Genomic DNA, 25,531 nt, shown 5'->3' on the forward strand with positions numbered 1-25,531 from the left:
TAAATCTTAGATTGAACATTAATTGTCTCTTAAGAGGGATTTATAGCAACCTGTACCTCCCTGGTTTTGGCTCATCAATGTCTCCATACTTAATTAGCTTTTTAATAATATTCTCTAACTCATCCTCTTTAATGCCCTTCTTCTTAGCCTCCTCAACAATATCCTCATGTTCAACGAGTTCTGATTTTTCACTTAACTCCTTAATTATTTCGTAAACAGTTGTTAGCTTATCTCTCTCTTTTTTAGACACTCCTAAGATTTTATCAACATCAAAGATTCCAGTTTCTGGATCATAGGCAATCTCTTTTAAACATTCGGTAACTATGTTTATAGCCTCTTTGGCATCCTCCTCATCAACAATATTTTTTAATTTTGCTTTTGCATGGGCTTCAGCAATCCTTATAACTGCCTCTAATTGTCTTGCAGTTATTTGATGCTTTTTCCTCATCTCAACGTAGTAATTAACAAATAATTCCTTAGCCTTCTCGCTAATCACAGGTTTTTGCTGCCTTGCATAGTAAATATATTTTATTATAAACTCCTTGTCTATTTTAACTCCATCAATCTCAAAATAATCCAAACCAATCTTTTTATTTATCTCTTTGTCTAAATAAGCCCTGTGCAAATCTACAATATACTCTGCTATATCTTTATCCTTATCCTTATCAGAAACATCCCTAATTGGGAAAATCAAATCAAATCTACTCAATAATGGGGCTGGAATATTTATCTGCTCTGCCACAGAAACATCTGGGTTAAATCTTCCCCATCTTGGATTACAGGCAGCTAAAATTGCACATTCAGCGGGCAGTTTTGCGTTAATACCTCCTTTGCTTACGTGTATTGTTTGACTCTCCATAGCCTCCAAAACATAGCTCTGCAGGTCTTTATTAACGGTTAGCTCATCTATACATGCTGTTCCTTTATGAGCTTTAACTAACAAACCGGGCTTAATAACCCACGTATCTTCCCCTATCTCAGTTTTTTCTCTTACTACCGCTGCAGTTAAACCAACACCAGTAGCAGTGGTAACAGAACCGTATAAATTTCCAGGAATTTCAGCAATTTTTCTTAAGATAACTGTCTTTCCAATTCCCGGATCTGTAATTAATAAGATATGAATATCTGCCCTTTTTCCTGGCTTTTTAACTCCCTTTATTTGTTGTAAAAAGACAGCTTTTTTTATTGCTGAGTGCCCTTTAATCTCTGGAATTAATCTATCTGCCAATATATCAACAACATCTTTTCTTTTAGCCAATTTTTTAATGTTTTCAATGTCTGAATTTGTTAACTTTATCTTTACTTCTCCATCTAAAACTTCGCAATTTACTGCCTTAACGTAAATATCATAAATTGGGAGCTTTTTGCTCTTCTTTATTCTTATTGGAATGCCTGTAATCTTAACTCTGCCTGCGTAAATTCCAGGGCTGTTTTCTAAAAATACTGTTATATACTTTGGAGGCTCTTCAGGATTTTCCATTAAATCTAAAGGCTGTTGGACTTTAATCTCTTGGAAATCAGTGTATACTGATTTATTCTCAATTAGGTTTAACTCAGCTCCACATTCGCAAACAGCTTTTTCAGAGGCATCATTTAAAATGTCTATTTCTTTTAAAACCTCTCTTCCACATTTTGGGCAGATGTAATAAGCTTTTTTTAACATCGGCTTTATCTTTGATGCCATAACTATAATTCCTTCAAATTCAACCAATTTTCCTAAAGTGTTACTCCTAATATCTTCAATCGTAAATTCTCTCCCTTTTTTTGTAGTTTTGAAGATTTTTGGAAGGTTTTTTACTGATATTATCACACTTGTAGGACGTTCATTTTTTAATGTGTAGTATGCCTCTTCATAACACTCTTTTATGAAATCAATACCTTTTTCTGGATTATTTATTAAAAAATCGACGAATTCCATCAATCCAGAGTTATAAAGTTGATTTAAATCAATTACAACCCTTTCATTATCTAAAATAATGTCTTCTTGATGAATATTCCTTATATATGCGGTTAAATAATCCCTGGCTTCTTCTAAAATTTCCTCTTCTCTCAATTCCATATTGACATCCCTTGCATTATAATTTTAAAAAAGAAATTTTAAGTGATTATATTTATTCATTTGCACTATTTAAACTATTTATATGATTAACAACTTTTAAAATGCCCATTGCTATACCTTCAACTTCTATTCCCCCTCTTCCTTTAGCACCATCTCCAACCAAATAAAGCTTATCATTTACAATATTATCAATATCAGTTCCATTTGATGCATGATTTACAGGCCAATCGTCCCTATATGACTGAATATGCAATATTTTATACTCTTTTCCTTTAAAGAGATTTTCAATATCTTCTAAGCCGAGGTCAATCTCTTTTTTTACATTGTTGGTTAGTTGTGTTTGATGAGTCATAACTAAATGCCAACCTTCAGGGGCTAAGGATTTATCCACATTTGTTACTTGATTTAAACCATTTATTCTTTCACATTCTGGAGTGAATAAAACTCCCCCATGTTTTATAAGTCCGTCTTTTGTAGCTATACTTATTTTTATTCCTTTAGAAGGCTTTGGCTTTGATTTTAAAAATTTTATGTTGCAGATTTTTTGAGTCTCAACAGGGGAGATGTTGCTTATAACAATATCAAATTCATAATCATCAATATAAGCCTTTTCATCAATTTCAATGCTTTTAACCTCATACTCTTTGATAATCTTTCCATTGTTTTTTTCAATAATCTTTGTAAGTTCATCAATAACTGCCTTACATCCTCCAATAGGAATTCCTGGCCCTCCAAATTTATGGTAGTTTTTTGCTATCTCAACAATCTCACTCATTGGTGTTTCATAGGCAGTTAAGCTTAAAGCCCATCCAGTAAATGCATTTCCAACCTTTAATGCTAAATCAACATCTTCCAAAAACTCTCCAAAAGACATATCTTTATCTACCATTCCTAATTTTAGTTTAGCAGCCATATTCATAGCTTTTACCTTATCTTTAAAGCCAACGAGTGAAAATAGCTCTTTATATAAGTATTCTTTTCCATAAATTAAAAATGTTCCATCTGGATTTGAATTTATTATTTTTACATTTGCTCCTACTTTTCTTAATGCTTGAGCTAAATAACCATCATTACCATGCGGTATCATGTGTAGAGCTCCGGTTGTTAATTGAAATCCTTCATACTCCAAATTTGTAAATCTTCCGCCTAAAAATGGGAGTTTTTCAAATACAACAACTTCATTATTTTTTGATAATAATGCTCCAGATAATAAACCACCTAATCCAGCTCCAACAATACCAATTCTCATAATATCTACCATTTTAATTTTTACAGTTCTCCAGTTTGTAAGTATTTTGATATCTTCTCAGCCAATATTTGTTGATTGTGCCATGTTCCATAAAAAATACCTTTAGGGATTTCATACCTCATAGCTCTTATTATCTTTTTATTAACAACTCCTGGTTTTGCCTTTGCAAACGGAGTTTGTGGTAGTGGCATAAAAGCATGCGCATGTATTTTAGCTCCCATTTTTATTAAATCTTTCATAACCTTTATTGTCTTTTCAACATCCTCCTCAGTTTCTCCCGGAAGTCCAAAAATGAAATCTAAGCTAACGCTAACACCTTTTTTTATTGCAGTATTAACAGCGTTGTATATATCTTCAACCGTATGCCCCCTATTGCATAAATCTAATATCCTTTGACTTCCCGATTGGGCTCCAATAACTAAATTTTTATTATCAGCATATTTTAAAATTAAATCAACCGTTTCATCATTAACGTGCTCTGGTCTAACCTCTGAAGGAAACGTTCCAAAAAATATCCTTCCGTCTTTTCCTAAAATTTCCCTAATGTTCTCTAACAACTTTTCGATTTTATCAATATTTAATGTTTTTCCATCTTTGGAGCCATAACCAAAGGCGTTTGGTGTTATAAACCTAATATCTTTTAAATTTCTTTCAGCCATTATTTCAACGTATTTGCAGATGTTTTCAATGCTCCTATGCCTCACATTCTTTCCAAATATCCTTGGAGTTTGACAGAAATAGCAGCTATAAGGGCAACCTCTCGTTATCTCTATATGTCCAAATTTATTGTGCTTTATGGGAAAGGGAGGATATTTATTTAAATCAACACACTTCCTTTTTCCAGTGTAAATAAAATTGTTCTCTTCTAAATACGCTATCCCTTTAACTTTCCTATAATCTTCGTTTTCATTCACAACCTTAATAAATTCTGGAAAGCTCTCTTCCCCTTCACCTATACAAACAACATCAAATCCCAATTTTAAAGTTCCTTTAGGATCTCCAGTTGGATGGGGCCCTCCGGCTAAGTAAATGATTTTGCTTCTATAGTTTTTATATTTGGCTTTTAATTCATTAATAAGCTCATAAGTTTTCCAAAGTTCAGTTGTAAAGAACGATATCGCTATAACAACCTTATCGTATTTTTTTAATATATTTTCTAAATTAAAAATCTCTTTTTTATTGGCAAAATATATTGGGAAGTTATTAAAATATTCATCGACTTCTAAAGCCCCAATTAATGCATTGAAACTGTTTTTATGTAGTTTTGTATAATAAACTACTAAGGCAGTGTTTCTTTCCATACTAATCACTAAATATTTATTTCTACAAATTCATAGTTGTTTTTGATAGGGATATATAATTGAAGTAACTTTTATGATTTTATAATTTTATGAGGGATGGCTATGATGATTATTGGTATTGATGAAGCTGGAAGAGGGCCTGTTTTAGGCCCAATGGTTATCTGTGGTTATGCAATTAAAAAAGATAAAGAAGAAGATTTAAAAAAATTGGGAGTTAAGGATAGTAAGGAGCTAACTAAAAACAAAAGAGCTTATTTAAAGAAGTTACTTGAAAACTTTGGATGTTCAGAAAAATTAATCTTAGAGGCGGAGAAGATAAATAACTTAATGGACACTATAAACTTAAATGAGATTGAAATCAACGCCTTTTCTGAAGTTGCAAAAAATTTGATAAAAAAATTAAATATAAAGGATGAGGAGGTTGAGATTTATTTAGATGCATGTAGTACAAATACAAAAAAATTTGAAAGTGACTTTAAAGAAAAGATTAGAGATGTTATTGAAGAAAGAAATTTGAAAATAAAAATTATCGCTGAACATAAGGCAGATTCTAAATATCCAGTTGTTTCAGCCGCTTCAATAATAGCAAAGGCGGAGAGGGATGAAATAATAGAAAACTACAAAAAAATTTATGGTGATATTGGAAGTGGTTATCCATCAGACTCAAAAACAATAAAATTTCTTGAAGATTATTTTAAAAAACATAAAAAACTTCCTGAAATTACACGAACTAAATGGAAAACATGTCAAAGGATTTTAAGTAAATTAAAACAAACAAAACTAAAAATAGAGTGATATCATGTTTGCCTACAAATTATTGGTGGATGAAAGAGGGAAGAGATACTTATTAAAAAAGAATGTTGAGAAGTTTGGAACTGATTTGGGAGTTGTAGATATGAAAGATGCTGAAGAAGGGAAGGTTTTAGAGTCTCATAAAGGGCATAAGTTTTATTTGGTTGAGCCAACAATGTTTGACATCTTAAAGAGGATGAAGAGAACTGTGACTACCTTATTACCAAAGGATATTGGATTTATCATAGCAAGAGCTGGGATTAGGGAAGGAGAGGTTGTAGTTGAAGCTGGAACTGGCTCGGGAGCTTTAACCATGTATCTATCAAATGCTGTTGGCAAAACAGGAAAGGTTATAACCTACGATATAAGGCCAGAATTTGCAAAAGTTGCGAGAAAAAATCTTTTGAGAGTAGGGGCTATTAGGAAAGGACAGGGGATTATTGGGTTAGATGAAGAGTTTGATGATGAAGATGAAATTGAGATTGAAGATGGACTTTTCAATGTTATTCAAAAAATTGGAGATGTTAGGGAGAAAATAGATGAGAAAGATGTTGATGTAATTGTTTTAGACCTCCCAGACCCTTGGAATGTTGTAGAGAATGCAAAAAAAGCCCTAAACAAAAAGAGAGGGAGGATAGTTACTTACCTCCCATACATAGAACAGGTTAAAAAAACTGTAGATAAGCTTAAAGAAGAAGGATTTTGGGATATACACACCTATGAGATCATTGAGAGGGAGATTGAAATTTCAGATAAAGGTGTAAGACCTTCAACGAGAATGATTGGGCATACAGGTTATATCACAATTGCGAGAGTTCCTCCAGAGGAAATTTAAGTGGGGCTGAACGTAGTGAAGCCCCGCTCTGGGGATACCAATAGGGCAAAGCCTTATGGACTGGCTATATTACAGTTGCAAGAGTTCCTCCTGAAGAAAGTGAGGAATGATTAGCCAATAATCCTTACATTAGTTGCTTTTATAATTGCATAAACTTCATCACCCTCTTTTATATCCAAACTGTATAATGCATTTGGAGTTAAAATACATATCAACTTAACTCCATTTATCTCTAAAATTAAATTTATTATATTACCTATCTTTTTAATTTCTTTAACTTTACATTTAATTTCATTCTTACTGCCTTTTTTACCAATTTTCTTAAATTTTCTTTTGTTTTCACATCTAAGGCACTGAATGGCTCATCCATCAATAACAACTTTGGTTTAACAACTAAAGCCCTTGCTAATGCAGTTCTCTGCTGTTCTCCCCCACTTAATGTCCCTGGTTTTCTATGCAATAGGTGGGAGATATTTAATAGCTCAGAAATCCTATTTACCTCTTCTTTAATTTTATCCTTATCTTTAATTTTTTTCTTTAACCCATAGGCAATATTTTCAAATACTGTTTTATGTGGAAAGAGGACATAGTCTTGATAAACAATACTCATATTTCTTTTTTCTGGAGGTAAATTAGTTATATCCTCCCCCTCAAGGAAAATTTTTCCATTTTTTGGCTTGTAAAATCCTGCAATCGTCTCCAATAATATGGATTTACCACTTCCTGTAGGGCCTATGATTGTTAAATAATCTCCTTTTTCTATTTCTAAATTAACATCAATAAGCTTAAACTCTCCCAAATCAATACTTAAATTTTTTATCTCTAAAAAACTCATACTTATTCACCTGAGACTTTTATAAAAATTAATAAGGAAATATTGTTAGTTTTCCAGCTTTTTTTAAATGCTGAAATTCTACTATTCACCTTTATAACCCTCAAATTTTTCAAATACTAATATTGCAATAAACGAGATTATCACAAGGAGTATTCCACTTGTAATTGCCATTCCTATATTTCCGTAGGAGATGTTTAGATAGAGTGTTATTGGTAGAATCTCAGTGTTCATATAAGAACCTCCAGCGAGGATTAAAACTGCTCCAAAGGCACCCATACATCTTGCAAATGTAATAATTGTAGATGCAAATAAACCGTTTTTTGCTAAAGGTAGAGAAACGTTAAAGAATGTTTCAAACTCCCCATAACCTAAAGACCTTGAAACAAGCTCATACCTTGGATTTATTTCCTCAAATGTTGAGTATATAATCCTAATAGCATAGGGAAGGGCTGTAAAGAATTGAGCTACAACAATACCTAATTTTGTAAAAACAACTTTAATTCCAAAATTTTCTAAAAATTCTCCAATAAATGATTGTCCAAATAATAAGAGGATGGCTAAACCTAAAACCAACTCTGGGAAAGCCATAGGCAAATCAAGAATTGATTTAATAACACTTTTTCCTGGAACTTTGTATCTTGATAGTGCATATCCAATTGGAATTGCCAATATTATAATAAGAAACGTTGAAATTGAAGATGTTATAATTGATAGCTTTAAAGAAAACATCATTTCTTCAGTTTTTAATGCATTCAAGATTTCAGAAGGATTGGGGATTAAAAATAATGATGCTATTGCTAAAAACAGTAAAAAAGTAAATAAAAATGATAAAATGATACAAAAATATTTAAAATTGCTCTGCCCCATTAACATCACCTAAATTATTGATTGCATGGAATAAACCCCCATTTTTTCCAAATTTCTTTTGCTTCATCGCTCGAGATGTAATCGTTAAATGCCTTGGCAACTTCTAAATTACCATCTTTTTTGGCATAGATAGTAACAGCAGTAGGGATTGTTTTTATAATGTTTTTCTCCTTTGGGATTCTAACTACGTCAATTTTTCCCTTTCCTTCTGCCCAAGTAACCATATCTTCCCATATAATTGCAGCATCTGCCTGATTTGTTGTTATATAAATAAGAAGTTGGCTGACTGTTGGAGTTTTAACAATAATATTTTTGCTCACATTTTCCCATAGCTGATTTTTTTCTAAAATTTTCTTGCTAACTTTTCCAATTGCACACGCATTTGGATCTCCTATAACCACTCTAACCCCTGGTTTTGCCAAATCCTCCAAATTTTTTATATTCTTTGGATTTCCTTTTGGAACTGCGATAACTGGGATGTGGTAAGTTATGTTTTTAACAGTCTCTTTGAGGATTAACTCTTTTTTCATCGCATCTTCTGTATATTTATAAGCTCCAGGGATAAAAACGTCCCCTCCTGTTGTAGTTAAAATTCCAAATAATTCAGCACTTCCTCCATAATGAACCTCCACTTTAGCCCCAGTTTTATTTTCAAAGTTTTGGATAAGTTCATTCATAGGCTTCATTAACCCAGCTCCACATAAAACGGTTATTGTCTTTCCTTCATAAGGTTTATTCTTTTGAATTTCCTCATTTTCGTTTAAACATCCACACAAAACCCCAAAAATGAGCATTGAGGAAATTAAAAGATAAATCTTGCCATTCACACTTTCACCTCCAAAAGTCTTATATTGGTTATATAGTTACTATTTATGCTTTATTGTAATTAAAATCGATTACATAAAGTTTAATAAATTTAAAACAAAAAACAAATTAAGACATTAAAATTTGTTAAAGTGAAATAATGTTGATATTTGGCACCGCCGGAGTTCCAACTTCTGCAGAAGATGAATTTAAAGGCGTTGATGTTTTAAGAAAATTAAATTTGGGAGCTATGGAGCTGGAATTTGTTAGAGGAGTTTATATGAAGGAAGATTATGCAAAAAAGTTAAAGGAATATGGAGAAGATATAATTTTCTCAGCCCACGCTCCCCACTACATAAATCTAAATGCAAATGAAGAGATAAAGGTTGAGAACAGCATAAGGAGGATAATTAAAACTGCAAAGGTTTTAAATCATTGTGGGAGGAATTTGGTTTTTCATCCCGGATATTATTTGAAAAGAAGTAAGGAAGTGACTTACAATAGAATAAAATTAAACATTCAGAGGATTTTGGATAAGTTGGAAGCTCTAAAATTAAACGTTATACTGAGACCTGAAACTACTGGAAGAACTTCACAATTTGGAAATGTTGATGAGACATTAAAGCTCTGTTTTGAGTTAGGTATTTTACCTTGTATTGATTTCGCCCATATATATGCGAGAAGTAGAGGGGCTTTAAATGATTACAACTCATTTTATAAAATTCTTGAGAAGATTGAGGATGTTTTGGGAAAAGAGGCAATAAAGGATATGCACATCCACTTATCTGGAATAGAATATGGGAAAGGAGGAGAGAGGAGGCATTTACCATTAAAAGAATCTAATTTTAACTATAAGGATGTTTTAAGGGCATTGAAGGATTTTAACGCCTCTGGAACTGTTATATGTGAAAGCCCTTTATTGGAAATGGATGCTGTTTTATTAATGAGATGTTATAATGAATTATAAGATCTACATTAATTAATATAGGTCAAGAAATATTGAAAAATTAAAATCATAGAAGCCCCAACAGAAATGAAAAAAGAGAAAATGACAATAGAAAAAGCAAGAAATGAATATGGGATTAATAAAGATTTAACAAGTGTTTAAAGTTTTTTAAAGTAATATGATCAATATGTAAATTCCCATTTTTTCCAGTATTGTATTTATTTTTCACTAGTTTTGGTAATTTTCCTTCTCCTTTAAGCTTATTTAAAATATTGGAAAGTCCTCTTCTATCGCCCCAAGATACTTCTTTTATTAAATGATCTATAAAATTAACCAAATATTTTGATCTATTAACATCCTGCAACTCAACATTTTCATGGGGTTTATAATCCGCCTTTTTTCTTAAATTATGTAGAGTTTCTAAAGTTTTCGCTAAATGTTTAATATCTTTATTATTTAAATACTCTCCAACACAGAAGATATAATCTCTAACTAAATAATGACTTGATGCTGATTTTAAAGCGTTGATAACATTGTCTCTATTATCATTATCTAAGATAATGCCCCTCAAAGTCAAATAAGCATAATAGTAATAACGACCTATAGCAGTTCTGTAAGCTCCATTAATTAACTCATTAGAAGAAAAATTGTTATGCAAAAAGTTAGCAATACCATAAAATTCTTTAATATCAAAATTTTGATGAAACATTTTTTTCACCTCATTCATAATCTAAAATAATCTGGATTCTTTTAAATTCATTTGGATATTTCTCATCAACTTTGTCCCAAATTTCTCTTAGAATTTTAATTTCCTGTTCTAGAGGGAGATATTGGTTTTTGACGAGTATTTTTATGACTGGCTCTTCTGATTCAAAGTCAGTATCATACACTAGTGAAAATTCTAAGGTTGGATAGTTAGAACTTAAAAAGTCAAATATTATATTACCTATATCATTGCAGATAGATTTCATTTCATCATCTATTATTTCATTAAATAGTGGAGTTCTTATGACTCTATTTTTAAAGTAATCATAATCAGCATTAGCTATCAAATTAGCTTTTGAAAGGCTTATTTTTCCTTTTTTTTAGAAGATAATTAGCATATTTTTTACGATTTTTGATAATTTTATCTATTACATCAGACTCATAAGTCATTGTTGGGTAATTAAAATATACCAAAGCTAATAAACAGTCATATGGAAGGTCATTAAATCTTTTTTGATTTTGCTAATTGTATTCAAAAGTTTTGGGCCAGCATATTTTTTTAACTCTTTTACGAGTTTTTTTCCATGTTCAGTTAGTGCTATTTTACCATTTTCTAATGTAATTACGAGATTCATTACTGAAAGTTTCTCAAGTTCAAAATCCACAACTTCACTATATGGGCCATAACGGTAGGCTTCATACTGGGCGGTGTTTTTAAGTTCTTCATCATTTAGTTCGTTGATTATTAAGAACATTTCTTTTTGTAGATGTGTTTTACTTTTAATAGGTTCATTTTCATTACTCTCAAGTAACAAAAGTAACAATGCCTGAATCTCAGATAATTTATCAATATTAACATTGTTAGGTGTTTCATTGGCCATAATTATCACACAATAATAGACATTGGTTAGTAAATTTAATATTATTGGGAATATTATAAAATTATTGTTTAGTTAGGCATATAAAATTTGTTGAGGGAGAGTATGTTCAAGATAAAGAAGTTAAAAGAAGATGAAGAAACATATTTTGCTCATAAATATGTAAAAATTAATAGAAAGTCTTTTGAAACTTCGGTAAAAGCTATTGACTTAAAGTATTATACACCTAATGTTCCTATAGCCTATGATACATTTGTTGAAGAAGTTTATAAGACTATTGATAAAACCCTTTTAAACGGGTTTATGGAAAACGGTGAAAATAAAGAAAGATTCAATAATAATTTAAAAAATATTTTAAATAATAGAGTAAATCCTAGCAATCCTTTAATATTTATTCCTGCTTTAAAAACTCTTGATATTTCAACTGAACAAATAAAATATCTACTCCTTACACAGAGATATTTTGATTTTTATACCGTTCCTACATTAATGAAATCAAAAAGTATTTTTGAGAATTATGGGAATTCAGCAATTGAAAAATATTATCTACCCATGATAAATGAATGTCTAAAGTTGGTAGAAGAGAGGAGTATAGAAAAACATACTATTGGTTCAATTCCTATGACTCTACCTATAAAGTACATTGAATCATTATTAAATGTATATTTAGAGTTTGGTATTGGGGCGGTTCTTGTAGATTTACAGGGAAGAACACCATTCACCGTATTTCAAGAATTGACATCAATATAGGAGATTATAAAAAAGTTCGAAGAAGAAAATAATGAAAGTGTTTATGTTCATGCAACTAATGTGAATATTGGTAAGCCAGGGAAGAAAAGTGGGACATTTTAGCTCATGATGTCTTATCATTTGGATTTGGTATTGACTCTGTAGGCGATAATCATATGCCTGCAGGGGAGGTAAAGGCAAATATACAATTCGACTATTCCGAAAAGATGAATATTCCTATCGAAAAGTAGATGATATTAGGAATATAGATGTAATATATCCAGAAGACTCAAAAATACCTATTGAAATGTTCAAAAATAGTAGTAGTCATAATAAAAAAAGAAAGTTACAAAGAATGGTAAATTATGAACAATTGGGTATAGAATGTATAAATTTGGCTAAAGAAATAGATACTGAATCTGTTGTAGAATATATAAGAGAAAAATCTATGGTTGAAATATCTCGTAATAAGGTAGATAAGCTTTTAAATATAAAAAAGCAAAAGTCCAAACGTGATACATCAAAAGATGTGGATATTAGGAAATTCTTAAGTAAATTTGGATAATTTTTATTTTCTTTAACTTTAAAATGATGAAATTAGAGTAATTTAAATTTATTATAACGAATACTTACAAAATCCTAAATTGATGTAACTACGAAAACTATATCTAAAATAAAAGTACGCTTAAAGGCAATAAAGTATTTTATAGCAAAATTTGGTGTTTAAAATGAGTGAAATGGATATTATAAAAGAAACCTATGAAAAAATTAAGAATATGGAGATTAGGGGGGCAGGGAGAATAGGAAGGGCTGCAGCTAAGGCTTTAAAGGAATTTGCATTAAAAATTAGTAATTTAAGTGAAGAAGAGTTTAAAAACAAAATGAAAGAAGCAGGAAATATATTGATATCAGCAAGACCTACAGCTGTTTCTTTACCAAATGCTGTAAAGTATGTTTTAAAAGGATTAGATGAAGAAAATCCAAAGGAAAGAGTTTTAGAAAGGGCTGATGAGTTTATAAACTCCTCATTAAAAGCAATTGAAAATATAGGAAAATTTGGAGCCAATAGGATAAAGGATGGAGATACAGTATTAACTCACTGTAACTCTGAAGCTGCGATAAGCGTTATAAAAACTGCCTACGATGAAGGGAAGGATATTAAGGTTTTCTGCACAGAGACAAGACCGAGAAATCAAGGCTACATAACTGCAAAAACTCTCTACGATTATGGAATTGATGTTACTCTAATAGTGGATTCTGCAGTTAGATACTTTATAAAAGATATAGATATTGTAGTCGTTGGAGCTGATGCAATAACAGCAAACGGCTGCCTTGTAAATAAAATTGGAACATCTCAAATTGCCTTAATAGCTAATGAAAGCAGAGTGCCATTTTTAACAGCAGCTGAGACATATAAATTTCATCCAAAAACCATAGTGGGGGAGTTGATTGAGATAGAGGAAAGAGAGCCGGAGGAGGTTGTAACATTTGAAGATAAATATAAAGGCATAAAGATAAGAAATCCTGCGTTTGATGTAACTCCAGCTAAGTATATAGATGCAATAATAACAGAAATTGGTTTAATTCCTCCACAGGGAGCTTGGTACATAATAGAGAAATACTTTGGATGGCTTGAAAAGTAAAAGTTATATACTCAAAAATCAAAATTAATATATGTCCCGGGTGGCGACCTTCCGCAGGGGATGAAACCACCTTGGCATTCTACCCACAAGGCGGCCGTGCCGAGTAGCCGTTACGGCTTCTATGAAGGCCACGGTTTTCCAAGGGTAGATACACTTTTTTATTAATTTAAATCAAAAATGATTTAACTTTTTTACACCTTAAATTTATATATTTAAATTTACAGTTTAATATTTTACAAAAATCAAAAATTATATAAAATTGTTTATCCAATGGTAATTACGAATAACCTTATAGTACAAACAAAGAAGTCAATTTTTCTTATAAGAAAAATTTTCTCTTAGGATGATAATATGGAGATTAGAGAAATCACGATTATTGGCGGTTATGACAAAAACGGTAACCCGGAGCCAGTTAGGGAAGTTACAATAAAAAGAGGGGAAATCGTTGGAGTTGTAGGGCCAACAGGAAGTGGAAAATCAAACCTAATTAGTGATATTGAGCAGTTAGCTCAGGGAGACACAATATCAAAAAGAAAAATTTTGGTTAATGGAAAAGTTCCGCCAATTGAGATGAGGAGAGATCCAAAAAAGAGGAGGATTGCCCAACTATCACAAAATATGAATTTCTTAGCAGATATGACTGTAGAAGAGTTTATTTTAATGCACGCAAAGAGTAGGGGAGTTTATAGGGAAAATATTGTTGATGAAGTTATAGAATTGGCAAATAGATTGACAGGAGAGCCAATAAAAAAAGATTACAACTTAACAATCCTAAGCGGAGGGCAATCAAGGAGTTTGATGGTTGCAGATGTTGCTGTAATAAGTGATTCTCCTATCGTTTTAATAGATGAGATTGAAAATGCTGGGATAAAAAAGCATGAAGCTTTGGAGTTGTTGGCAGGGTATGGAAAGATTGTTTTAGTTATTACCCACGACCCTGTCTTGGCTTTAATGACTGATAGAAGGATAGTTATGAGAAGTGGAGGAATGCAGAAGATTGTTGAAACTACTGAGGAGGAAAAGGAGATTTCAAGGAGAATAAATGAGGTTGATAACTGGTTACTATCTTTGAGGGAAAAGATTAGGTTAGGAGAGAGATTAACTTATGAAGATGTAACTTTGGCGGTGAAAGAATGAAAGTAGCAATAATTGCAGGAACTCCAGGGGCAGGAAAAACGTCTGTTCTAATCCACACAATAAAAACTCTGATTAATGATGGGCATAAACCGGTAGTTGTTAAAATTGATTGTCTATACACTGACGATGACATTAGGTATAAAAAATTGGGAATTCCTGTTTTGGTTGGTTTAAGTAAAGATATGTGCCCAGATCACTTTGCAATATACAACTTTGAGGAGATGGTTGATTGGGCTAAGGATAAAGGGGATATACTGCTAATTGAAACAGCAGGTCTCTGCCATAGATGTGCTCCTTATACAAAAAACAGCCTTGGAATTTGTGTAATTGATGCCACTTCAGGGCCAAACACGCCAAGAAAAGTAGGGCCTTTTTTAACAAGTGCGGATATTGTGGTTGTAACAAAAGGAGATATTATTTCTCAAGCTGAAAGAGAAGTCTTTAGGGAGAGAGTTTTAGAGATGAACCCAAATTGTAGGGTTTATGAAGTCAATGGGCTTACAGGACAGGGATGTGTTGAGATAGCAAAGGAGATTATTGAAAGCAGTGATATTAAGGAGCTGGATAATGAGGAGTTAAGGCATAATGCTCCATTGTGTATTTGCACCTTATGTGTTGGCGAAACAAGGGTAGGTAAAAAGTATCATAGAGGAATTTTAAGAAGAATAGATGGATTTATGAAGTATGAAGGGGAATAAAATGGCGGATGTAAATGAAATTACCCAACATCTTCCAGGATTCAATTGTGGAGCTTGCGGTTATAAGAGATGTGATCTATTTGCAGAGGCATTGTTAAATAAGGAGGTAAAATTAGAGGATTGCCCATTTTTGCTTAGAGAGAGATTTAAAGAAAACTATGAAATATTAAAAGAGATTTTAGAAGTTAGTGGAATTTCTAAAAAAGAAGAAAAATACGTTGGAGTTATTGATGGATATGAGGCAGAGTTTTTATTAAAGCCATTGCCAAATGAATGTTCTTGTAGAGAGACATTGTTAATTATGGACAAAAAAGAGCTTAAAGTTGGAGATTATATAAAATATAGGCCTTTGGGATGTCCAATCCCACACTTTGCTAAAATAATAGATGAATATCACGGCTTATACACAATTCATGTTATGGGGCCGTGCCATAGGATAACTAAAGAGGAAATAGAGTATAAAGATGTGGGTATTGCGATAGTTGTGGCATTTGAGGGAATTGTAGAAGGAAAAGTTCCAGAAGTAGGAAAAACTGTAAAGTTCATACCAAAACACTGCATGATGCAGAAGGTTCATTCTGGAGTGGTTGTGCAAGTTGAAGGGAAAAGAGTTTATATAGAGGGCATTGATTTGAAGGTATTTTAATGGCTTATAGGACATTTTTCACATAACGGCTTTTTTCTACAAAACTTTTTACAGTGCTCCACTATTAAAGCATGATACTCCTTGTATATCTCTAAATCCTTTGGAAGAGATTTTTCAAATATTTCTTTAATCTCATCATATTTGGCTTTTTCATTAATTATTCCCAACCTGCTGAACATTCTTTTAGTGTATGCATCAACGACAAAGCTTTCTCTATCTAAAGCATATAGTAAGATGCTGTCAGCTGTTTCCTTTCCAACACCATTTATTGATAAAAGCTCCTTCCTTAAAGTTAAGGTATCTTTGTCTGTTTTAGCCATCCCTTCAGTGCTTCCATAATTATCTACAATAAATTTAGTTGTATTTTTTAGACGTTTAGCCTTTAAATTATAAAATCCAGCTGGTTTTATTAGTTCTTTTAATTTATCTTCGTCAATATTCAATATCTTCTCTTCTTCCAACAAATTTTCATTTTTTAAGTTATTGATAGCTTTTTCTACATTTTTCCAACTAGTATTTTGAGTTAGAATTGCTCCAACAACAACTTCATACCTTGTTTCAGCAGGCCACCAATTTTGGTGCCCATAAAAATCCAACAAAACTTTATATATCTTTAGTAGCTCTCCTCTCATTCACATCCCTTTATTTGAGGTTTTAAAATCATTTCTATATATAAAAACACTATAAGACCGAAAAGTTTATATATGGGTTATACATATCTTAATTTCGCTTATGGTTGTGGGCTCGTGGTCTAGATGGCTATGATGCCGCCCTGACACGGCGGTGGTCGGGAGTTCGAATCTCCCCGAGCCCACCATTTATTTTTATAGGAATGTAAATTAATATATTTTAATATATTGGTATTTCAGCTTTACTTAACCTTTCAAACCCATTCTTTTTGATTAAATATAAATCTTCTATCCTCACACCAAACCTATTTTTTAAATATAAACCTGGCTCAATAGTTACAACCATTCCTTCTTTTAAAATAATATCTTCTTTTAGCTTATTTGACAATCTCGGCTCTTCATGCACTTCCAAACCAACTCCATGTCCTAAAGAATGAATAAACAGCTTTTCATAATCTCCAAAGAATGCCCTAACTATGTTGTCAATTTCTTTAGCAGATACTCCTTCTTTTAGATGTTCTTCTGCCAGTTCTTTTGCCTCATAAACTAAATTATAAATTTTTCTCATCTCTTCATCATCTTTTAACAAAAACGTTCGTGTTATATCTGAGCAGTATCCATTATAAACTGCTCCAATATCAATCAATAAAATATCCTTTATTTTATCTTTTGTTGGTAAAGCATGGGGGAAGGATGTTTTTTTACCAGAAACTACTATTGAATCAAATGCTGGTTTTATTGAGCCATGTTTTTTCATAATGTATTCAATCTCAGCCACTAACTCATATTCGTTTAGATTTTTAATATCTTCTAAGTTATTTGAAACATAATTTATAGCTTTATCACTAATTTCAGCAGCTTTTTTAATTAATTTTATCTCCTCTTTATCTTTAATCATTCTGAGTTCTTTAATTTTTTCAGAAACTATTTTGTAATCTTTATCTATGTATTTCAAATAACTAATTGGTAGCTCTCCTTCAACTCCATCACATCCTTTAAATATCCCTTCCCAGCTTTTAAACTCTCTAATCTCTAAAAAATCAAAAAGTTCTTCTGCATAATCTTTATCGAGCTTTCCAACGTATAAACATGGCTCTTCTTCAAAAACTAAAACTGAAAAGCTCATAAAGTATTTTCCTAAAAAGTAGTTTATATTTTCTTTCTTTAAAATCACAGCCTTTTTTATACCCTCGTCTTCCATATACTTTAAAAACCTCTTAGTCCTATTGTTCATCATATCACCAACTTTAAGGGTTGATATTCATGATTGTTTATAAGGAAATAGCCGAGTTAAATAAAAGATTTCCTTTACTTAATGAGGAAAAAATTCTCTTAGGGACTGATGGTAGTGTAACAAACATTTTGGAGATTTTATTTGAAGGAGATTGTAAGGTTGAAACCATTAATCAAAAAATTGTTGATAACACAAACTACAGGGAAGTTATACTCAAAGTTAATAATATACCTTTAGTTTATGCAATCTCAAAAACACCTTTTAAAAACATCGAGGAAGAAAACCTTAGGGAAGAGATAAAGAGAGATTTGCTTTCTGCAGATATTCCAATAGGTAAGATTATTAGAAAGCATAATTTAGAGACAAGGAGAGAGATTAAGTTTATAGGGATTGAAAAAGTTGATGAAAGATTAAAAACCCTCTTAAAAACGAACTATGCCCAACTACCAAAAAGGACATATAACATAATATACAAAAATAAAATATTAATGGAGATTACCGAAGTTTTTTGCATCAGAGGGAAACTGAAGTAATATTGTTTGATGAACTTTCTTAAACTTTCTTACTGAATTTTTTACATTAAGGGGGAAATTATGAGAGAAGCAATGTTTTATGAAAAATTGGGCGATAATAAAGTTAGATGTCATATCTGTCCAAGGCATTGTATTATAAAAGAGGGGGAGAGGGGTTTTTGCTGGAATAGAGAAAATATAAATGGAACTTTATATGCAGTTGGGTATGGAAAAATCTGCTCATTGGCAATAGATCCTATAGAAAAAAAGCCGTTATTTCATTTCCATCCAGGAACTCAAGTTTTGTCTTTAGCAATTGGGGGATGTAACTTTAGATGCTTACACTGCCAAAATTGGACGATTTCCCAATTTCCACCAGACCAAATACCTTACAGGGAGATGACGCCAGAAGAGGTTGTTGAAACGACTTTACGATATAATTGCCCAGGAATATCTTACACATATACAGAGCCAACGGTGTATTATGAATTTATGTATGACACTTCAGTCTTAGCAAGGGAGAATGGGCTTTTTAATGTAATGATAACCAATGGCTATATTGAGAAAGAGCCATTAAAAGCTCTCCCTGTAGATGCAATGAACATAGATATTAAAGGAAACGCTGACTTTTACAAAAAAGTTTGTAAAGCAAGATTAGAGCCAGTATTAGAGACATGTAAGTTAGCAAAAAGATTAGGTATTTGGGTAGAGATAACAAATTTAATTGTTCCAGGTTATAATGACAATATAGATGATTTATTGTTCATAATACACTTTGTGAGGGATGAATTGGGAAGAGAAACTCCTCTACATTTTTCACGATTTCATCCTGACTATAAATTAACTGACGTTCCTCCAACTCCAATAGAAACCTTAGAGATGGCAAGAAAACTGGCTATTGAAGAAGGGCTTAAGTATGTGTATATTGGAAATGTCTCAGGACATGAGGGGGAAAATACTTACTGCCCAAATTGTGGGGCTTTATTGATAGAAAGATATATATTCGAGGCAAGAATAATTAATTTAGATTTAGAGACAGGAAGATGTAAGGTTTGTGGAGAGAAGATTGATATAGTTCTTTAAATTTTAATAAAACAACGCGATGATGAGTGCTGACTTCACTGAAATTGTGATGACACCTGGGACAGCTGAGCGTTGCCATTTCTTTATTTTATAATTCTTTAGGTGGAATTATGAAACTATTGACCTTAGAAGAAGGGATTTTTGCAGTAAGGTACGCAAGGGCTGTTATAGAGAACTATTTGGCTGGTAAAAAATTGGTTGTTGAAAACTATCCTGAAGTGTTTAATGAAAAAAGAGGATGCTTTTGCACCCTACACACCTACCCAGATAGGGAGCTTAGGGGATGTATTGGTATTCCAGAGCCGGTAATGCCATTAATTGAAGCTTTAGAGGAGGCTGCAATAAGTGCAGCGACAAAGGATCCAAGATTTCCTCCAGTATCTTTGGAGGAGATGGATAGTATAGTGGTTGAGGTCAGTATTTTAACCCCTCCAGAGCTTATAAAGGTTAGTAATCCAAAAGAATATTTAGAAAAAATAAAAATTGGTAGGGATGGTTTAATCATTGAGTATGGATTTTATAGGGGGCTTTTATTACCTCAAGTTCCTGTTGAGTATGGATGGGATGTTGAAGAGTATTTGGCCCACCTCTGCCTAAAAGCTGGATTGCCTCCAGACATGTGGTTAGCTGAAGGTGTTAAGATATATAGATTTGAGGCACAGATATTTGAAGAGGTTGAACCAAGGGGGGAGGTTGTTGAGAAAAATTGATGTAAAATTAAGAAACTGCTCTATATATCTTCCTCGCCTCTTCTTCTACCAAATCATAAACCTTTATAACTTCATCAGAAATCATTTTCAAAGTTTCTGTTGGGAAGATTTCAACAAAAACAGAGATTAATTTAACGTTATGTTCATTTTTGAACTTATCAAACTCCTTTAAAAACATATCATTTACTTCAGCATAGCCATCAGTTATTAACAAGATATCTGCATTTTTGAAGCTTTCATTTTTTTTTATCACTTCCATAGCCTTATTTAACGGTTCTATAAAATTCGTTCCTCCACCAAAATATAATGAAGCTATTTCAATTATTTCTTCCATGGTTATATTTTTAGGATTTATCAGTTTTTCAAATCTAACTCCATCATCAAATGCTATATAGTATAGCTCCCTATTTTCCCTTTTAGCAATCTCTATTAAAGATAAAGCAACAGCCTTTCCCCAAATTTCTCTATCTCCATACATTGAACCACTGTGGTCTAATAAAACTACAATTGGACCTTTCTGCTTATCCAATTTATTTTGTATATCATAAATCATGAGCTTTTTATCTGCAAATCTCCTGAGAAAATCATAGTATAAAAGTTCATCAGACAGATTAACAATCTCTTTTGGTAATAAATGCTTCAAATCTCTCCCAATTTTTGTAGAATAAACCTCTCCAGAGTAGTGTTTAATCTTTGATTTGTACTCATTTGTTGCCAACAATTTTAATTTACCAAGTTTTTTAACAATCTCTCTAATTTTTTTATTCTCCAAAATTTTATCTGCTAACTTTATCCTATCCTCTGGAGATAAGAGCTTTTTATCTCCCAAGCCTTTACCAAAATTTTCAACCGCATCAAACCCCTGTAAAACTTCAGAAACCTCTTCAGAAATTTCTTTCATTGTTTCCTTGGCAGTTTCTTTTAATTTATCTTCCAACCCCTCCCCATTTCCATCAGATATAAATTTCTTCAACTCTTTATTTAGGTTTTTAAGCTTTAGATTTTCAAAAAATTTCTCACAGAACATTATTGTCGCAGTTCCAGCATTCATCTCATCCAATTCAGTAAAAAGCTTACTTTTTTCATATTCAATATTTTTCATAGCTCCCTCTAAAATTGCCTTATTTATCTTAAATCTCTCTTCTACATATTCATTGAACTCAACAACGTATTTAAAAAATGCATAAAATGTATCTTCAGCCAATTTTTCATGAATAGGATGAAATTGGGAATAATATCTAAGAAGTTTTTGTAAATATTTGCTATTTTTTAGAAATCTTTCAAATGCCTTTTTATCGTAGGCATCATGCTTTATAACATTTTTCATAATATCACTTCATAAGCCCCTCAACGTATTTTTTAAATCCTTCAACCTCTTTTAAAACATCATCAACAAGCTCATACGGTTTATTTGCTTCAATTGCCTTATTTTTAACATCTTTTAATGATATAGTCATGCTGTTCAACTTCCCCAATATCTCAAGGCACTTTCTATACTCTATTCCTCCTAACTTTATTCTTTCTTTGTTAATTTTTTTTATTTCGTTTATTAAGCTATCTAAAATTTCCCTCTGCTCTAATGCAAAGCCAGCAAAGTGATTGGACAATTTGAAAACCTCAACAGAAACTTTAAAGAATTCATCCGGCTCGTTCCAATATATATGCCTCAAAATGTCTAAATCATTCTCATCAGCTTTTTCTTTTCCGTTTAAATAGGCGAAGCATTTAACAGCTTTTACAGATTTTTTAAATCTTCTGTCAGATACTCTAATCCCTTCGCTCTCCAAAGCCAATTTTAGCTTAATCAAATCTTCCTTTATATTTGATATATCAACTTTTAAAGCCTCTCTCTGCATTTTTTTAACATCTTCAACATCAATTACGGTTTTTGGCTTATATTCCTCATCTAAATCAATAAGTTTCATTAAGTTTTCGTAGCTTCTTATTCCTCTGACGACTTTTCTAAATAAAAATCTATCATAAAATGCCAATAATTCATTCTCTTCTGGTAACTCGTTTGAAGCTCCGAATAAGCTTATCAAAGGAACTTTTTCAACCTTATCGCCGTTGTGATAAATCCTCTCATTAATTATTGAGAGTAAAGCGTTTAGTATAGAACTGTTTGCTTTAAAGACCTCATCTAAAAATGCTATTTCAGCGGTTGGTAAGTAACCAGAGGTTTTTCTAACGAATTTGTCATTATCTTTTAGCTCTTTAATGCTTAAAGGCCCAAACAATTCATCTTCCGTAGTGAATCTTGTTATAAGTTTTTCAAAGTATTCAGCATTTATGTGTGATGCTATAGCCCTAATTAATTGGGATTTAGCAACTCCAGGATTTCCCAAAAATACCGTATGCTCGTTAGCTAATATTGAAGTTAAAGCGATATCAATCTCCTCCCTCCTCTCCAAAAAATAAGAATTTAATTCTTTTTTTATTTTTTCAAGCATAATTTCACCTAAATTTTGTATTTATTTAAATATCCCCTTGGCGTTATCATTTTGTTGTTTATGGCTTTTGTTGAAGAGTTTCCAATGATTAGTATTGTGTTCATGTCTATAAACTCCAAATACTTATCTAAGTTGCTGTAAAACTCTTTAAAATTGGTTATCAAAGCCTCTTCTTTATCTCTTCCAGCATTTTTAACTATCCCAATAACATAATTGTTGTTTTTTGCAAATTCAGCCAAGATATCAACAGCTTTTAAAAACGGCTCTTTTCTCCTTTTGCTCAATGGGTTATATATGCAAATAACAAAATCTCCTTCCAATGCACATCTAAATCTTTTTAATATTTTCTCTAATGGTGTTAATAAATCACTGAAGCTTATAACAACAAAATCATGGTTTAGTGGGCTACCCAATATTGCAGATGCCAATGAAGCGGCTGTTATTCCAGGAATAACTTTTATATCTACATTGTATCCTTTAACAGCATTTATTTCGTAAGCTAAAGAGGCTAAACCGTATATTGTTGCATCACCACTTGAAACTAAGGCAACATCTTTATCTTTTGCCTCTTTCAATGCGTAATCAACCCTATCAATCTCTCTTGTCATGCCTGTTGTATATATTGGCTTGTTGAACCTCTCAACAAATTTTTTGTAGTTTTTGTAGCAAACAATCAAATCTACATTTTTTAAAATTTCCTCTGCCTCTTTTGTAAAATGCCTTTCACTACCACTTCCTACACCAACAACGAATAGCATATTTTCAACCATTACTTTCATTTCATAACAGAATAAACCAATAATGGAAATATTATCGTTGCATCTCCCCAAATCTCAACGTAATCTGCCTTAGCTCCAATTTTTCCCCATGAAACTCCTTCTTCTGGAGGGGCTCCGCTTAAAGAACCATCCCATGGAAGTGCTGTAGTTATATATATCGCGTAATCAGTTCCCTCCCTAAAAAGGTTGGCATTTATAATACTATGCTTTGGTAGTGAACCACCTAAAACAATACATGCTGTTTCTTTTGAATTTATCGCTATATCGTTAAGCTTTACAATATCGTTGGCTATGTCTATCTTCAATTCCTCATCCTTCTTGTATTTTTTGAAGAAATAGAGCATGTCTCCAATTGAACCGTCTGTTATTGCCGGGCAGAATATTGGAATGTTGTTTTTGTATGCCCAATATAATATTGATTTTTCTTTTTCTTTTCCCAATTTTTTATCCATAAATTCTCCTAAGTTATAGCAGAATTCACTTGCTGTAATGATTTTTCCACTCTCTTTCTGTAAATTTAAAAGCTCTTCAAAGAATTCCATCATATACTCTTCAAAGGCAATATACCTGTCATTTGGAACAAAGATATTTCCAATTCTGTTTATTCCCTTCTCTCTCAACGTTCTTCCATCTACATCCCAATCTCCCAATATAAAGGGCTTTAAACATTTTATAAAGTCTTCTTCAACTCCTCCAGCTGTTGTAACAATGACATCAACTTTTTTATGCTTTGCAAGATAGGCAATAATCTCTCTCAAACCAGAAGATACAATATTTGATGTATATCCAAAAAATACCGTAACTTCTTCTTTTTTCCTTTTCTCTTCAATGTGTTTCCAAATTTTTATCGCCTTACCAACATGTGAAGCTTGAAATCCAATTTTTAGGTAATAGTTTTTTACGATCTCCTCTAAACTTATATCTTCATCCAACCAAGGTCCTTCAATCTCAATTCCTTCAATATCTTCACTCTCTTTAAGCACGATATCTTTTGGCTCCTTCATATAATCACCATTTTTATTTGTTAATAGTAAATTCCTTTCCTTCAACTTTAAATGTTAGCTCTTCGTTATTTGCATTTTTTATTAACAACTCTGCCAAGCTTGGTTCTGTTTTTAATCCATAGATTGTTGTTGTAATTCGTGGATTAATCTCTATAATGTAAATTTCATCATTCACTATAACATCAACACCTACATATCCATTCAAACCATCTATACATTTAACTGCCTTAATAGCTTCATTAAATATCTCATCTTTTAATCTATGCTTTATATTTACCTCTCCACCAACAAATCCTCTTTCATCAATATACTGTCTATTTAATGATAAGGGATAGATTTTTTTACCAACAATTAAAGAGACTGATAAGCTCTCACCCTCAACAAACTCTTGAATCAAAAAATTTTCATCAAACAAATTAAATTTTCCTCCACAGCCATCTATTTTTTTTATTACATATTTTTTTGGTTTAAATGTTTTCGGAGTTTTTACGTAATCTTTAATTGTCAAATAGGTTAAATACTTATCTCCAGCAACTTTTATTGCATTAGAGGAGCATCCAAGGTTTTTTACAGGATATTTTTCAATAATCTTTGTTAAATTGTATAAGATATTTTCATCTTCCGGAGCTATTGTTAATGCATAATCTATTTTTTCATTTTTTAATATGTCGTTTAATTTTATTTCAATGTCTTTGTCATCTTCAATTTCAACTATTTTTAAATTTTCAAAATCTTTGTAATCATCAGCAAAGTCCTTATGGATTAAAGAGGTTACATTATCAATCTCTAAAAATTGATTTAGTAAGGTATTAAACATCATTTTTCCTTCTTCCAATATTCCTTCATCTTCAAAACCAGAGGCAATCGCATACTCGAAGAAAAGTATCATCTTACCACCGGATTCTATAATTTAATGAAACTTTCTAAAGTTTTTAGTCTATATATCTAATACCACTCTAACAATAATTGGAGACCTAAGAGGCATTGCCGAGCGTAGCGAGGCAAT

General features: G+C 31.9%; 28 protein-coding genes, 1 tRNA gene and 1 pseudogene. 13 read left to right on the forward strand and 17 right to left on the reverse strand.

The window, feature by feature from the left end; genetic code table 11:
* Window positions 1-40: 40 nt before the first annotated feature.
* From MEFER_RS05865 to MEFER_RS05875, 3 genes are read right to left on the reverse strand one after another with little or no spacing between them, the layout of a single operon-like run.
* Window positions 41-2,059: an ATP-binding protein gene (locus MEFER_RS05865; RefSeq protein ID WP_015791698.1), complete on the reverse strand. Its 2,019-nt coding sequence runs from the start codon at window positions 2,057-2,059 to the stop codon at window positions 41-43.
* A gap of 52 nt (window positions 2,060-2,111) precedes the next feature.
* Window positions 2,112-3,308, reverse strand: coding sequence for an NAD(P)-binding protein (locus MEFER_RS05870; RefSeq protein WP_048056449.1), 1,197 nt, complete (start codon window positions 3,306-3,308; stop codon window positions 2,112-2,114).
* A gap of 20 nt (window positions 3,309-3,328) precedes the next feature.
* On the reverse strand, window positions 3,329-4,609 hold the full coding sequence (locus MEFER_RS05875) for a TIGR04013 family B12-binding domain/radical SAM domain-containing protein (RefSeq protein WP_015791700.1): 1,281 nt from the start codon (window positions 4,607-4,609) through the stop codon (window positions 3,329-3,331).
* Window positions 4,610-4,711: 102 nt separating this feature from the next.
* Here MEFER_RS05875 and rnhB point away from each other — a divergent pair, with 102 nt between their 5' ends.
* Together rnhB and MEFER_RS05885 are read left to right on the forward strand one after the other, a co-directional pair.
* Window positions 4,712-5,404, forward strand: coding sequence for a ribonuclease HII (rnhB, locus tag MEFER_RS05880; RefSeq protein WP_015791701.1), 693 nt, complete (start codon window positions 4,712-4,714; stop codon window positions 5,402-5,404).
* Between the two features lie 4 nt (window positions 5,405-5,408).
* Window positions 5,409-6,236, forward strand: a complete 828-nt coding sequence (locus MEFER_RS05885) for a tRNA (adenine-N1)-methyltransferase (protein WP_015791702.1) — start codon at window positions 5,409-5,411, stop codon at window positions 6,234-6,236.
* 110 nt (window positions 6,237-6,346) lie between these two features.
* Here MEFER_RS05885 and MEFER_RS08630 read toward each other — a convergent pair whose 3' ends face one another.
* From MEFER_RS08630 to modA, 4 genes and pseudogenes are all read right to left on the reverse strand, one after another.
* On the reverse strand, window positions 6,347-6,595 hold the full coding sequence (locus tag MEFER_RS08630; protein WP_342626777.1) for a TOBE domain-containing protein: 249 nt from the start codon (window positions 6,593-6,595) through the stop codon (window positions 6,347-6,349).
* A pseudogene (locus MEFER_RS05890) lies at window positions 6,535-7,071 on the reverse strand (ATP-binding cassette domain-containing protein); the annotation flags it as partial. The pseudogene MEFER_RS05890 and the gene MEFER_RS08630, both read right to left, overlap by 61 nt.
* Before the next feature lie 81 nt (window positions 7,072-7,152).
* Window positions 7,153-7,938: an ABC transporter permease gene (locus MEFER_RS05895; protein WP_015791704.1), complete on the reverse strand. Its 786-nt coding sequence runs from the start codon at window positions 7,936-7,938 to the stop codon at window positions 7,153-7,155.
* A gap of 14 nt (window positions 7,939-7,952) precedes the next feature.
* A complete protein-coding gene (gene modA / locus MEFER_RS05900; protein ID WP_048056450.1) occupies window positions 7,953-8,732 on the reverse strand; it encodes a molybdate ABC transporter substrate-binding protein in 780 nt (259 codons plus the stop codon).
* Window positions 8,733-8,902: 170 nt separating this feature from the next.
* Between modA and MEFER_RS05905 the strand changes: the two genes are divergently transcribed.
* Window positions 8,903-9,709 carry a deoxyribonuclease IV gene (locus MEFER_RS05905; RefSeq protein ID WP_015791706.1) on the forward strand — a complete coding sequence of 269 codons (807 nt, stop codon included), beginning with the start codon at window positions 8,903-8,905 and terminating at the stop codon, window positions 9,707-9,709.
* Window positions 9,710-9,824: 115 nt separating this feature from the next.
* On the opposite strand, the gene MEFER_RS08220 is transcribed toward MEFER_RS05905, so the two are convergent.
* The 3 genes from MEFER_RS08220 to MEFER_RS05920 form a co-directional block, all read right to left on the reverse strand.
* Window positions 9,825-10,397, reverse strand: coding sequence for a hypothetical protein (locus MEFER_RS08220; RefSeq protein ID WP_015791707.1), 573 nt, complete (start codon window positions 10,395-10,397; stop codon window positions 9,825-9,827).
* Between the two features lie 10 nt (window positions 10,398-10,407).
* Window positions 10,408-10,659: a hypothetical protein gene (locus MEFER_RS05915; RefSeq protein WP_048056352.1), complete on the reverse strand. Its 252-nt coding sequence runs from the start codon at window positions 10,657-10,659 to the stop codon at window positions 10,408-10,410.
* A gap of 210 nt (window positions 10,660-10,869) precedes the next feature.
* Entirely contained in the window at window positions 10,870-11,274 is a 405-nt protein-coding gene (locus MEFER_RS05920) for a hypothetical protein (RefSeq protein ID WP_015791709.1), read from the reverse strand.
* 102 nt (window positions 11,275-11,376) lie between these two features.
* On the opposite strand from MEFER_RS05920, the gene MEFER_RS05925 reads away from it, so the two are divergent.
* From MEFER_RS05925 to MEFER_RS05950, 6 genes are all read left to right on the forward strand, one after another.
* Window positions 11,377-12,021, forward strand: coding sequence for a hypothetical protein (locus tag MEFER_RS05925; protein WP_015791710.1), 645 nt, complete (start codon window positions 11,377-11,379; stop codon window positions 12,019-12,021).
* A 352-nt stretch (window positions 12,022-12,373) separates the two neighbouring features.
* A complete protein-coding gene (locus MEFER_RS05930; protein WP_157200685.1) occupies window positions 12,374-12,565 on the forward strand; it encodes a hypothetical protein in 192 nt (63 codons plus the stop codon).
* Between the two features lie 172 nt (window positions 12,566-12,737).
* The gene (locus MEFER_RS05935) at window positions 12,738-13,643 is read left to right on the forward strand and encodes a ribose 1,5-bisphosphate isomerase (protein ID WP_015791712.1); all 906 of its coding nucleotides are present in this window, start codon (window positions 12,738-12,740) and stop codon (window positions 13,641-13,643) included.
* A gap of 351 nt (window positions 13,644-13,994) precedes the next feature.
* Window positions 13,995-14,780 carry an ATP-binding cassette domain-containing protein gene (locus MEFER_RS05940; protein ID WP_015791713.1) on the forward strand — a complete coding sequence of 262 codons (786 nt, stop codon included), beginning with the start codon at window positions 13,995-13,997 and terminating at the stop codon, window positions 14,778-14,780.
* Window positions 14,777-15,478 carry a GTP-binding protein gene (locus tag MEFER_RS05945; protein ID WP_015791714.1) on the forward strand — a complete coding sequence of 234 codons (702 nt, stop codon included), beginning with the start codon at window positions 14,777-14,779 and terminating at the stop codon, window positions 15,476-15,478. Before MEFER_RS05940 ends, MEFER_RS05945 begins: the two co-directional genes overlap by 4 nt.
* Before the next feature lies 1 nt (window position 15,479).
* The gene (locus MEFER_RS05950; RefSeq protein ID WP_015791715.1) at window positions 15,480-16,124 is read left to right on the forward strand and encodes a (Fe-S)-binding protein; all 645 of its coding nucleotides are present in this window, start codon (window positions 15,480-15,482) and stop codon (window positions 16,122-16,124) included.
* On the opposite strand, the gene MEFER_RS05955 is transcribed toward MEFER_RS05950, so the two are convergent.
* Window positions 16,121-16,756, reverse strand: a complete 636-nt coding sequence (locus MEFER_RS05955) for an endonuclease III domain-containing protein (RefSeq protein WP_015791716.1) — start codon at window positions 16,754-16,756, stop codon at window positions 16,121-16,123. The genes MEFER_RS05950 and MEFER_RS05955 overlap by 4 nt on opposite strands.
* A gap of 108 nt (window positions 16,757-16,864) precedes the next feature.
* On the opposite strand from MEFER_RS05955, the gene MEFER_RS05960 reads away from it, so the two are divergent.
* Window positions 16,865-16,941, forward strand: a tRNA-Val gene (locus MEFER_RS05960).
* A gap of 32 nt (window positions 16,942-16,973) precedes the next feature.
* Here MEFER_RS05960 and MEFER_RS05965 read toward each other — a convergent pair.
* Window positions 16,974-17,987, reverse strand: a complete 1,014-nt coding sequence (locus tag MEFER_RS05965; RefSeq protein WP_048056354.1) for a M24 family metallopeptidase — start codon at window positions 17,985-17,987, stop codon at window positions 16,974-16,976.
* 29 nt (window positions 17,988-18,016) lie between these two features.
* Between MEFER_RS05965 and MEFER_RS05970 the strand changes: the two genes are divergently transcribed.
* The 3 genes from MEFER_RS05970 to MEFER_RS05980 all read left to right on the forward strand — a co-directional run bounded on the left by MEFER_RS05970 (window position 18,017) and on the right by MEFER_RS05980 (window position 20,292).
* Complete coding sequence (locus MEFER_RS05970; protein ID WP_015791718.1) at window positions 18,017-18,520, forward strand: chorismate pyruvate-lyase family protein; 504 nt, start codon at window positions 18,017-18,019, stop codon at window positions 18,518-18,520.
* A gap of 60 nt (window positions 18,521-18,580) precedes the next feature.
* A complete protein-coding gene (amrS, locus tag MEFER_RS05975; protein ID WP_015791719.1) occupies window positions 18,581-19,582 on the forward strand; it encodes an AmmeMemoRadiSam system radical SAM enzyme in 1,002 nt (333 codons plus the stop codon).
* Between the two features lie 110 nt (window positions 19,583-19,692).
* A complete protein-coding gene (locus tag MEFER_RS05980; RefSeq protein ID WP_015791720.1) occupies window positions 19,693-20,292 on the forward strand; it encodes a TIGR00296 family protein in 600 nt (199 codons plus the stop codon).
* Between the two features lie 7 nt (window positions 20,293-20,299).
* On the opposite strand, the gene MEFER_RS05985 is transcribed toward MEFER_RS05980, so the two are convergent.
* The 5 genes from MEFER_RS05985 to mfnD are packed head-to-tail and all read right to left on the reverse strand — an operon-like array spanning window position 20,300 to window position 25,414.
* Window positions 20,300-21,619 carry a vWA domain-containing protein gene (locus MEFER_RS05985; RefSeq protein WP_015791721.1) on the reverse strand — a complete coding sequence of 440 codons (1,320 nt, stop codon included), beginning with the start codon at window positions 21,617-21,619 and terminating at the stop codon, window positions 20,300-20,302.
* 4 nt (window positions 21,620-21,623) lie between these two features.
* Window positions 21,624-22,742: an AAA family ATPase gene (locus MEFER_RS05990; RefSeq protein ID WP_015791722.1), complete on the reverse strand. Its 1,119-nt coding sequence runs from the start codon at window positions 22,740-22,742 to the stop codon at window positions 21,624-21,626.
* Between the two features lie 8 nt (window positions 22,743-22,750).
* The gene (cobJ, locus tag MEFER_RS05995; protein WP_015791723.1) at window positions 22,751-23,500 is read right to left on the reverse strand and encodes a precorrin-3B C(17)-methyltransferase; all 750 of its coding nucleotides are present in this window, start codon (window positions 23,498-23,500) and stop codon (window positions 22,751-22,753) included.
* A 17-nt stretch (window positions 23,501-23,517) separates the two neighbouring features.
* Window positions 23,518-24,525 (reverse strand): deoxyhypusine synthase, encoded by a 1,008-nt coding sequence (locus MEFER_RS06000; protein ID WP_015791724.1) that lies wholly within the window; start codon window positions 24,523-24,525, stop codon window positions 23,518-23,520.
* Between the two features lie 13 nt (window positions 24,526-24,538).
* The gene (gene mfnD / locus MEFER_RS06005; RefSeq protein ID WP_015791725.1) at window positions 24,539-25,414 is read right to left on the reverse strand and encodes a tyramine--L-glutamate ligase; all 876 of its coding nucleotides are present in this window, start codon (window positions 25,412-25,414) and stop codon (window positions 24,539-24,541) included.
* Window positions 25,415-25,531: the final 117 nt, after the last annotated feature.

It is taken from the genome of Methanocaldococcus fervens AG86 (genome assembly GCF_000023985.1).
GTDB lineage: Archaea > AGJL01 > Methanococci > Methanococcales > Methanocaldococcaceae > Methanocaldococcus > Methanocaldococcus fervens.

What these genes read in the sequence shown, in the direction of transcription:
- MEFER_RS05865 (WP_015791698.1), bottom strand. Translation starts at nt 2,059, where the DNA reads ATGGAATTGAGAGAAGAGGAAATTTTAGAAGAAGCCAGGGATTATTTA.
- MEFER_RS05875 (WP_015791700.1), bottom strand. Translation starts at nt 4,609, where the DNA reads ATGGAAAGAAACACTGCCTTAGTAGTTTATTATACAAAACTACATAAA.
- MEFER_RS05940 (WP_015791713.1), top strand. Translation starts at nt 13,995, where the DNA reads ATGGAGATTAGAGAAATCACGATTATTGGCGGTTATGACAAAAACGGT.
- MEFER_RS05935 (WP_015791712.1), top strand. Translation starts at nt 12,738, where the DNA reads ATGGATATTATAAAAGAAACCTATGAAAAAATTAAGAATATGGAGATT.
- MEFER_RS05895 (WP_015791704.1), bottom strand. Translation starts at nt 7,938, where the DNA reads ATGGGGCAGAGCAATTTTAAATATTTTTGTATCATTTTATCATTTTTA.
- MEFER_RS05955 (WP_015791716.1), bottom strand. Translation starts at nt 16,756, where the DNA reads ATGAGAGGAGAGCTACTAAAGATATATAAAGTTTTGTTGGATTTTTAT.
- MEFER_RS08220 (WP_015791707.1), bottom strand. Translation starts at nt 10,397, where the DNA reads ATGTTTCATCAAAATTTTGATATTAAAGAATTTTATGGTATTGCTAAC.
- MEFER_RS05920 (WP_015791709.1), bottom strand. Translation starts at nt 11,274, where the DNA reads ATGGCCAATGAAACACCTAACAATGTTAATATTGATAAATTATCTGAG.
- modA (WP_048056450.1), bottom strand. Translation starts at nt 8,732, where the DNA reads ATGCTCATTTTTGGGGTTTTGTGTGGATGTTTAAACGAAAATGAGGAA.
- MEFER_RS05950 (WP_015791715.1), top strand. Translation starts at nt 15,480, where the DNA reads ATGGCGGATGTAAATGAAATTACCCAACATCTTCCAGGATTCAATTGT.
- MEFER_RS05925 (WP_015791710.1), top strand. Translation starts at nt 11,377, where the DNA reads ATGTTCAAGATAAAGAAGTTAAAAGAAGATGAAGAAACATATTTTGCT.
- MEFER_RS05970 (WP_015791718.1), top strand. Translation starts at nt 18,017, where the DNA reads ATGATTGTTTATAAGGAAATAGCCGAGTTAAATAAAAGATTTCCTTTA.
- MEFER_RS06000 (WP_015791724.1), bottom strand. Translation starts at nt 24,525, where the DNA reads ATGAAGGAGCCAAAAGATATCGTGCTTAAAGAGAGTGAAGATATTGAA.
- rnhB (WP_015791701.1), top strand. Translation starts at nt 4,712, where the DNA reads ATGATGATTATTGGTATTGATGAAGCTGGAAGAGGGCCTGTTTTAGGC.
- MEFER_RS05980 (WP_015791720.1), top strand. Translation starts at nt 19,693, where the DNA reads ATGAAACTATTGACCTTAGAAGAAGGGATTTTTGCAGTAAGGTACGCA.
- MEFER_RS05965 (WP_048056354.1), bottom strand. Translation starts at nt 17,987, where the DNA reads ATGAACAATAGGACTAAGAGGTTTTTAAAGTATATGGAAGACGAGGGT.
- MEFER_RS05905 (WP_015791706.1), top strand. Translation starts at nt 8,903, where the DNA reads ATGTTGATATTTGGCACCGCCGGAGTTCCAACTTCTGCAGAAGATGAA.
- MEFER_RS05885 (WP_015791702.1), top strand. Translation starts at nt 5,409, where the DNA reads ATGTTTGCCTACAAATTATTGGTGGATGAAAGAGGGAAGAGATACTTA.
- mfnD (WP_015791725.1), bottom strand. Translation starts at nt 25,414, where the DNA reads ATGATACTTTTCTTCGAGTATGCGATTGCCTCTGGTTTTGAAGATGAA.
- MEFER_RS05915 (WP_048056352.1), bottom strand. Translation starts at nt 10,659, where the DNA reads ATGAAATCTATCTGCAATGATATAGGTAATATAATATTTGACTTTTTA.
- MEFER_RS05990 (WP_015791722.1), bottom strand. Translation starts at nt 22,742, where the DNA reads ATGCTTGAAAAAATAAAAAAAGAATTAAATTCTTATTTTTTGGAGAGG.
- MEFER_RS05945 (WP_015791714.1), top strand. Translation starts at nt 14,777, where the DNA reads ATGAAAGTAGCAATAATTGCAGGAACTCCAGGGGCAGGAAAAACGTCT.
- amrS (WP_015791719.1), top strand. Translation starts at nt 18,581, where the DNA reads ATGAGAGAAGCAATGTTTTATGAAAAATTGGGCGATAATAAAGTTAGA.
- MEFER_RS05870 (WP_048056449.1), bottom strand. Translation starts at nt 3,308, where the DNA reads ATGAGAATTGGTATTGTTGGAGCTGGATTAGGTGGTTTATTATCTGGA.
- MEFER_RS05985 (WP_015791721.1), bottom strand. Translation starts at nt 21,619, where the DNA reads ATGAAAAATGTTATAAAGCATGATGCCTACGATAAAAAGGCATTTGAA.
- cobJ (WP_015791723.1), bottom strand. Translation starts at nt 23,500, where the DNA reads ATGCTATTCGTTGTTGGTGTAGGAAGTGGTAGTGAAAGGCATTTTACA.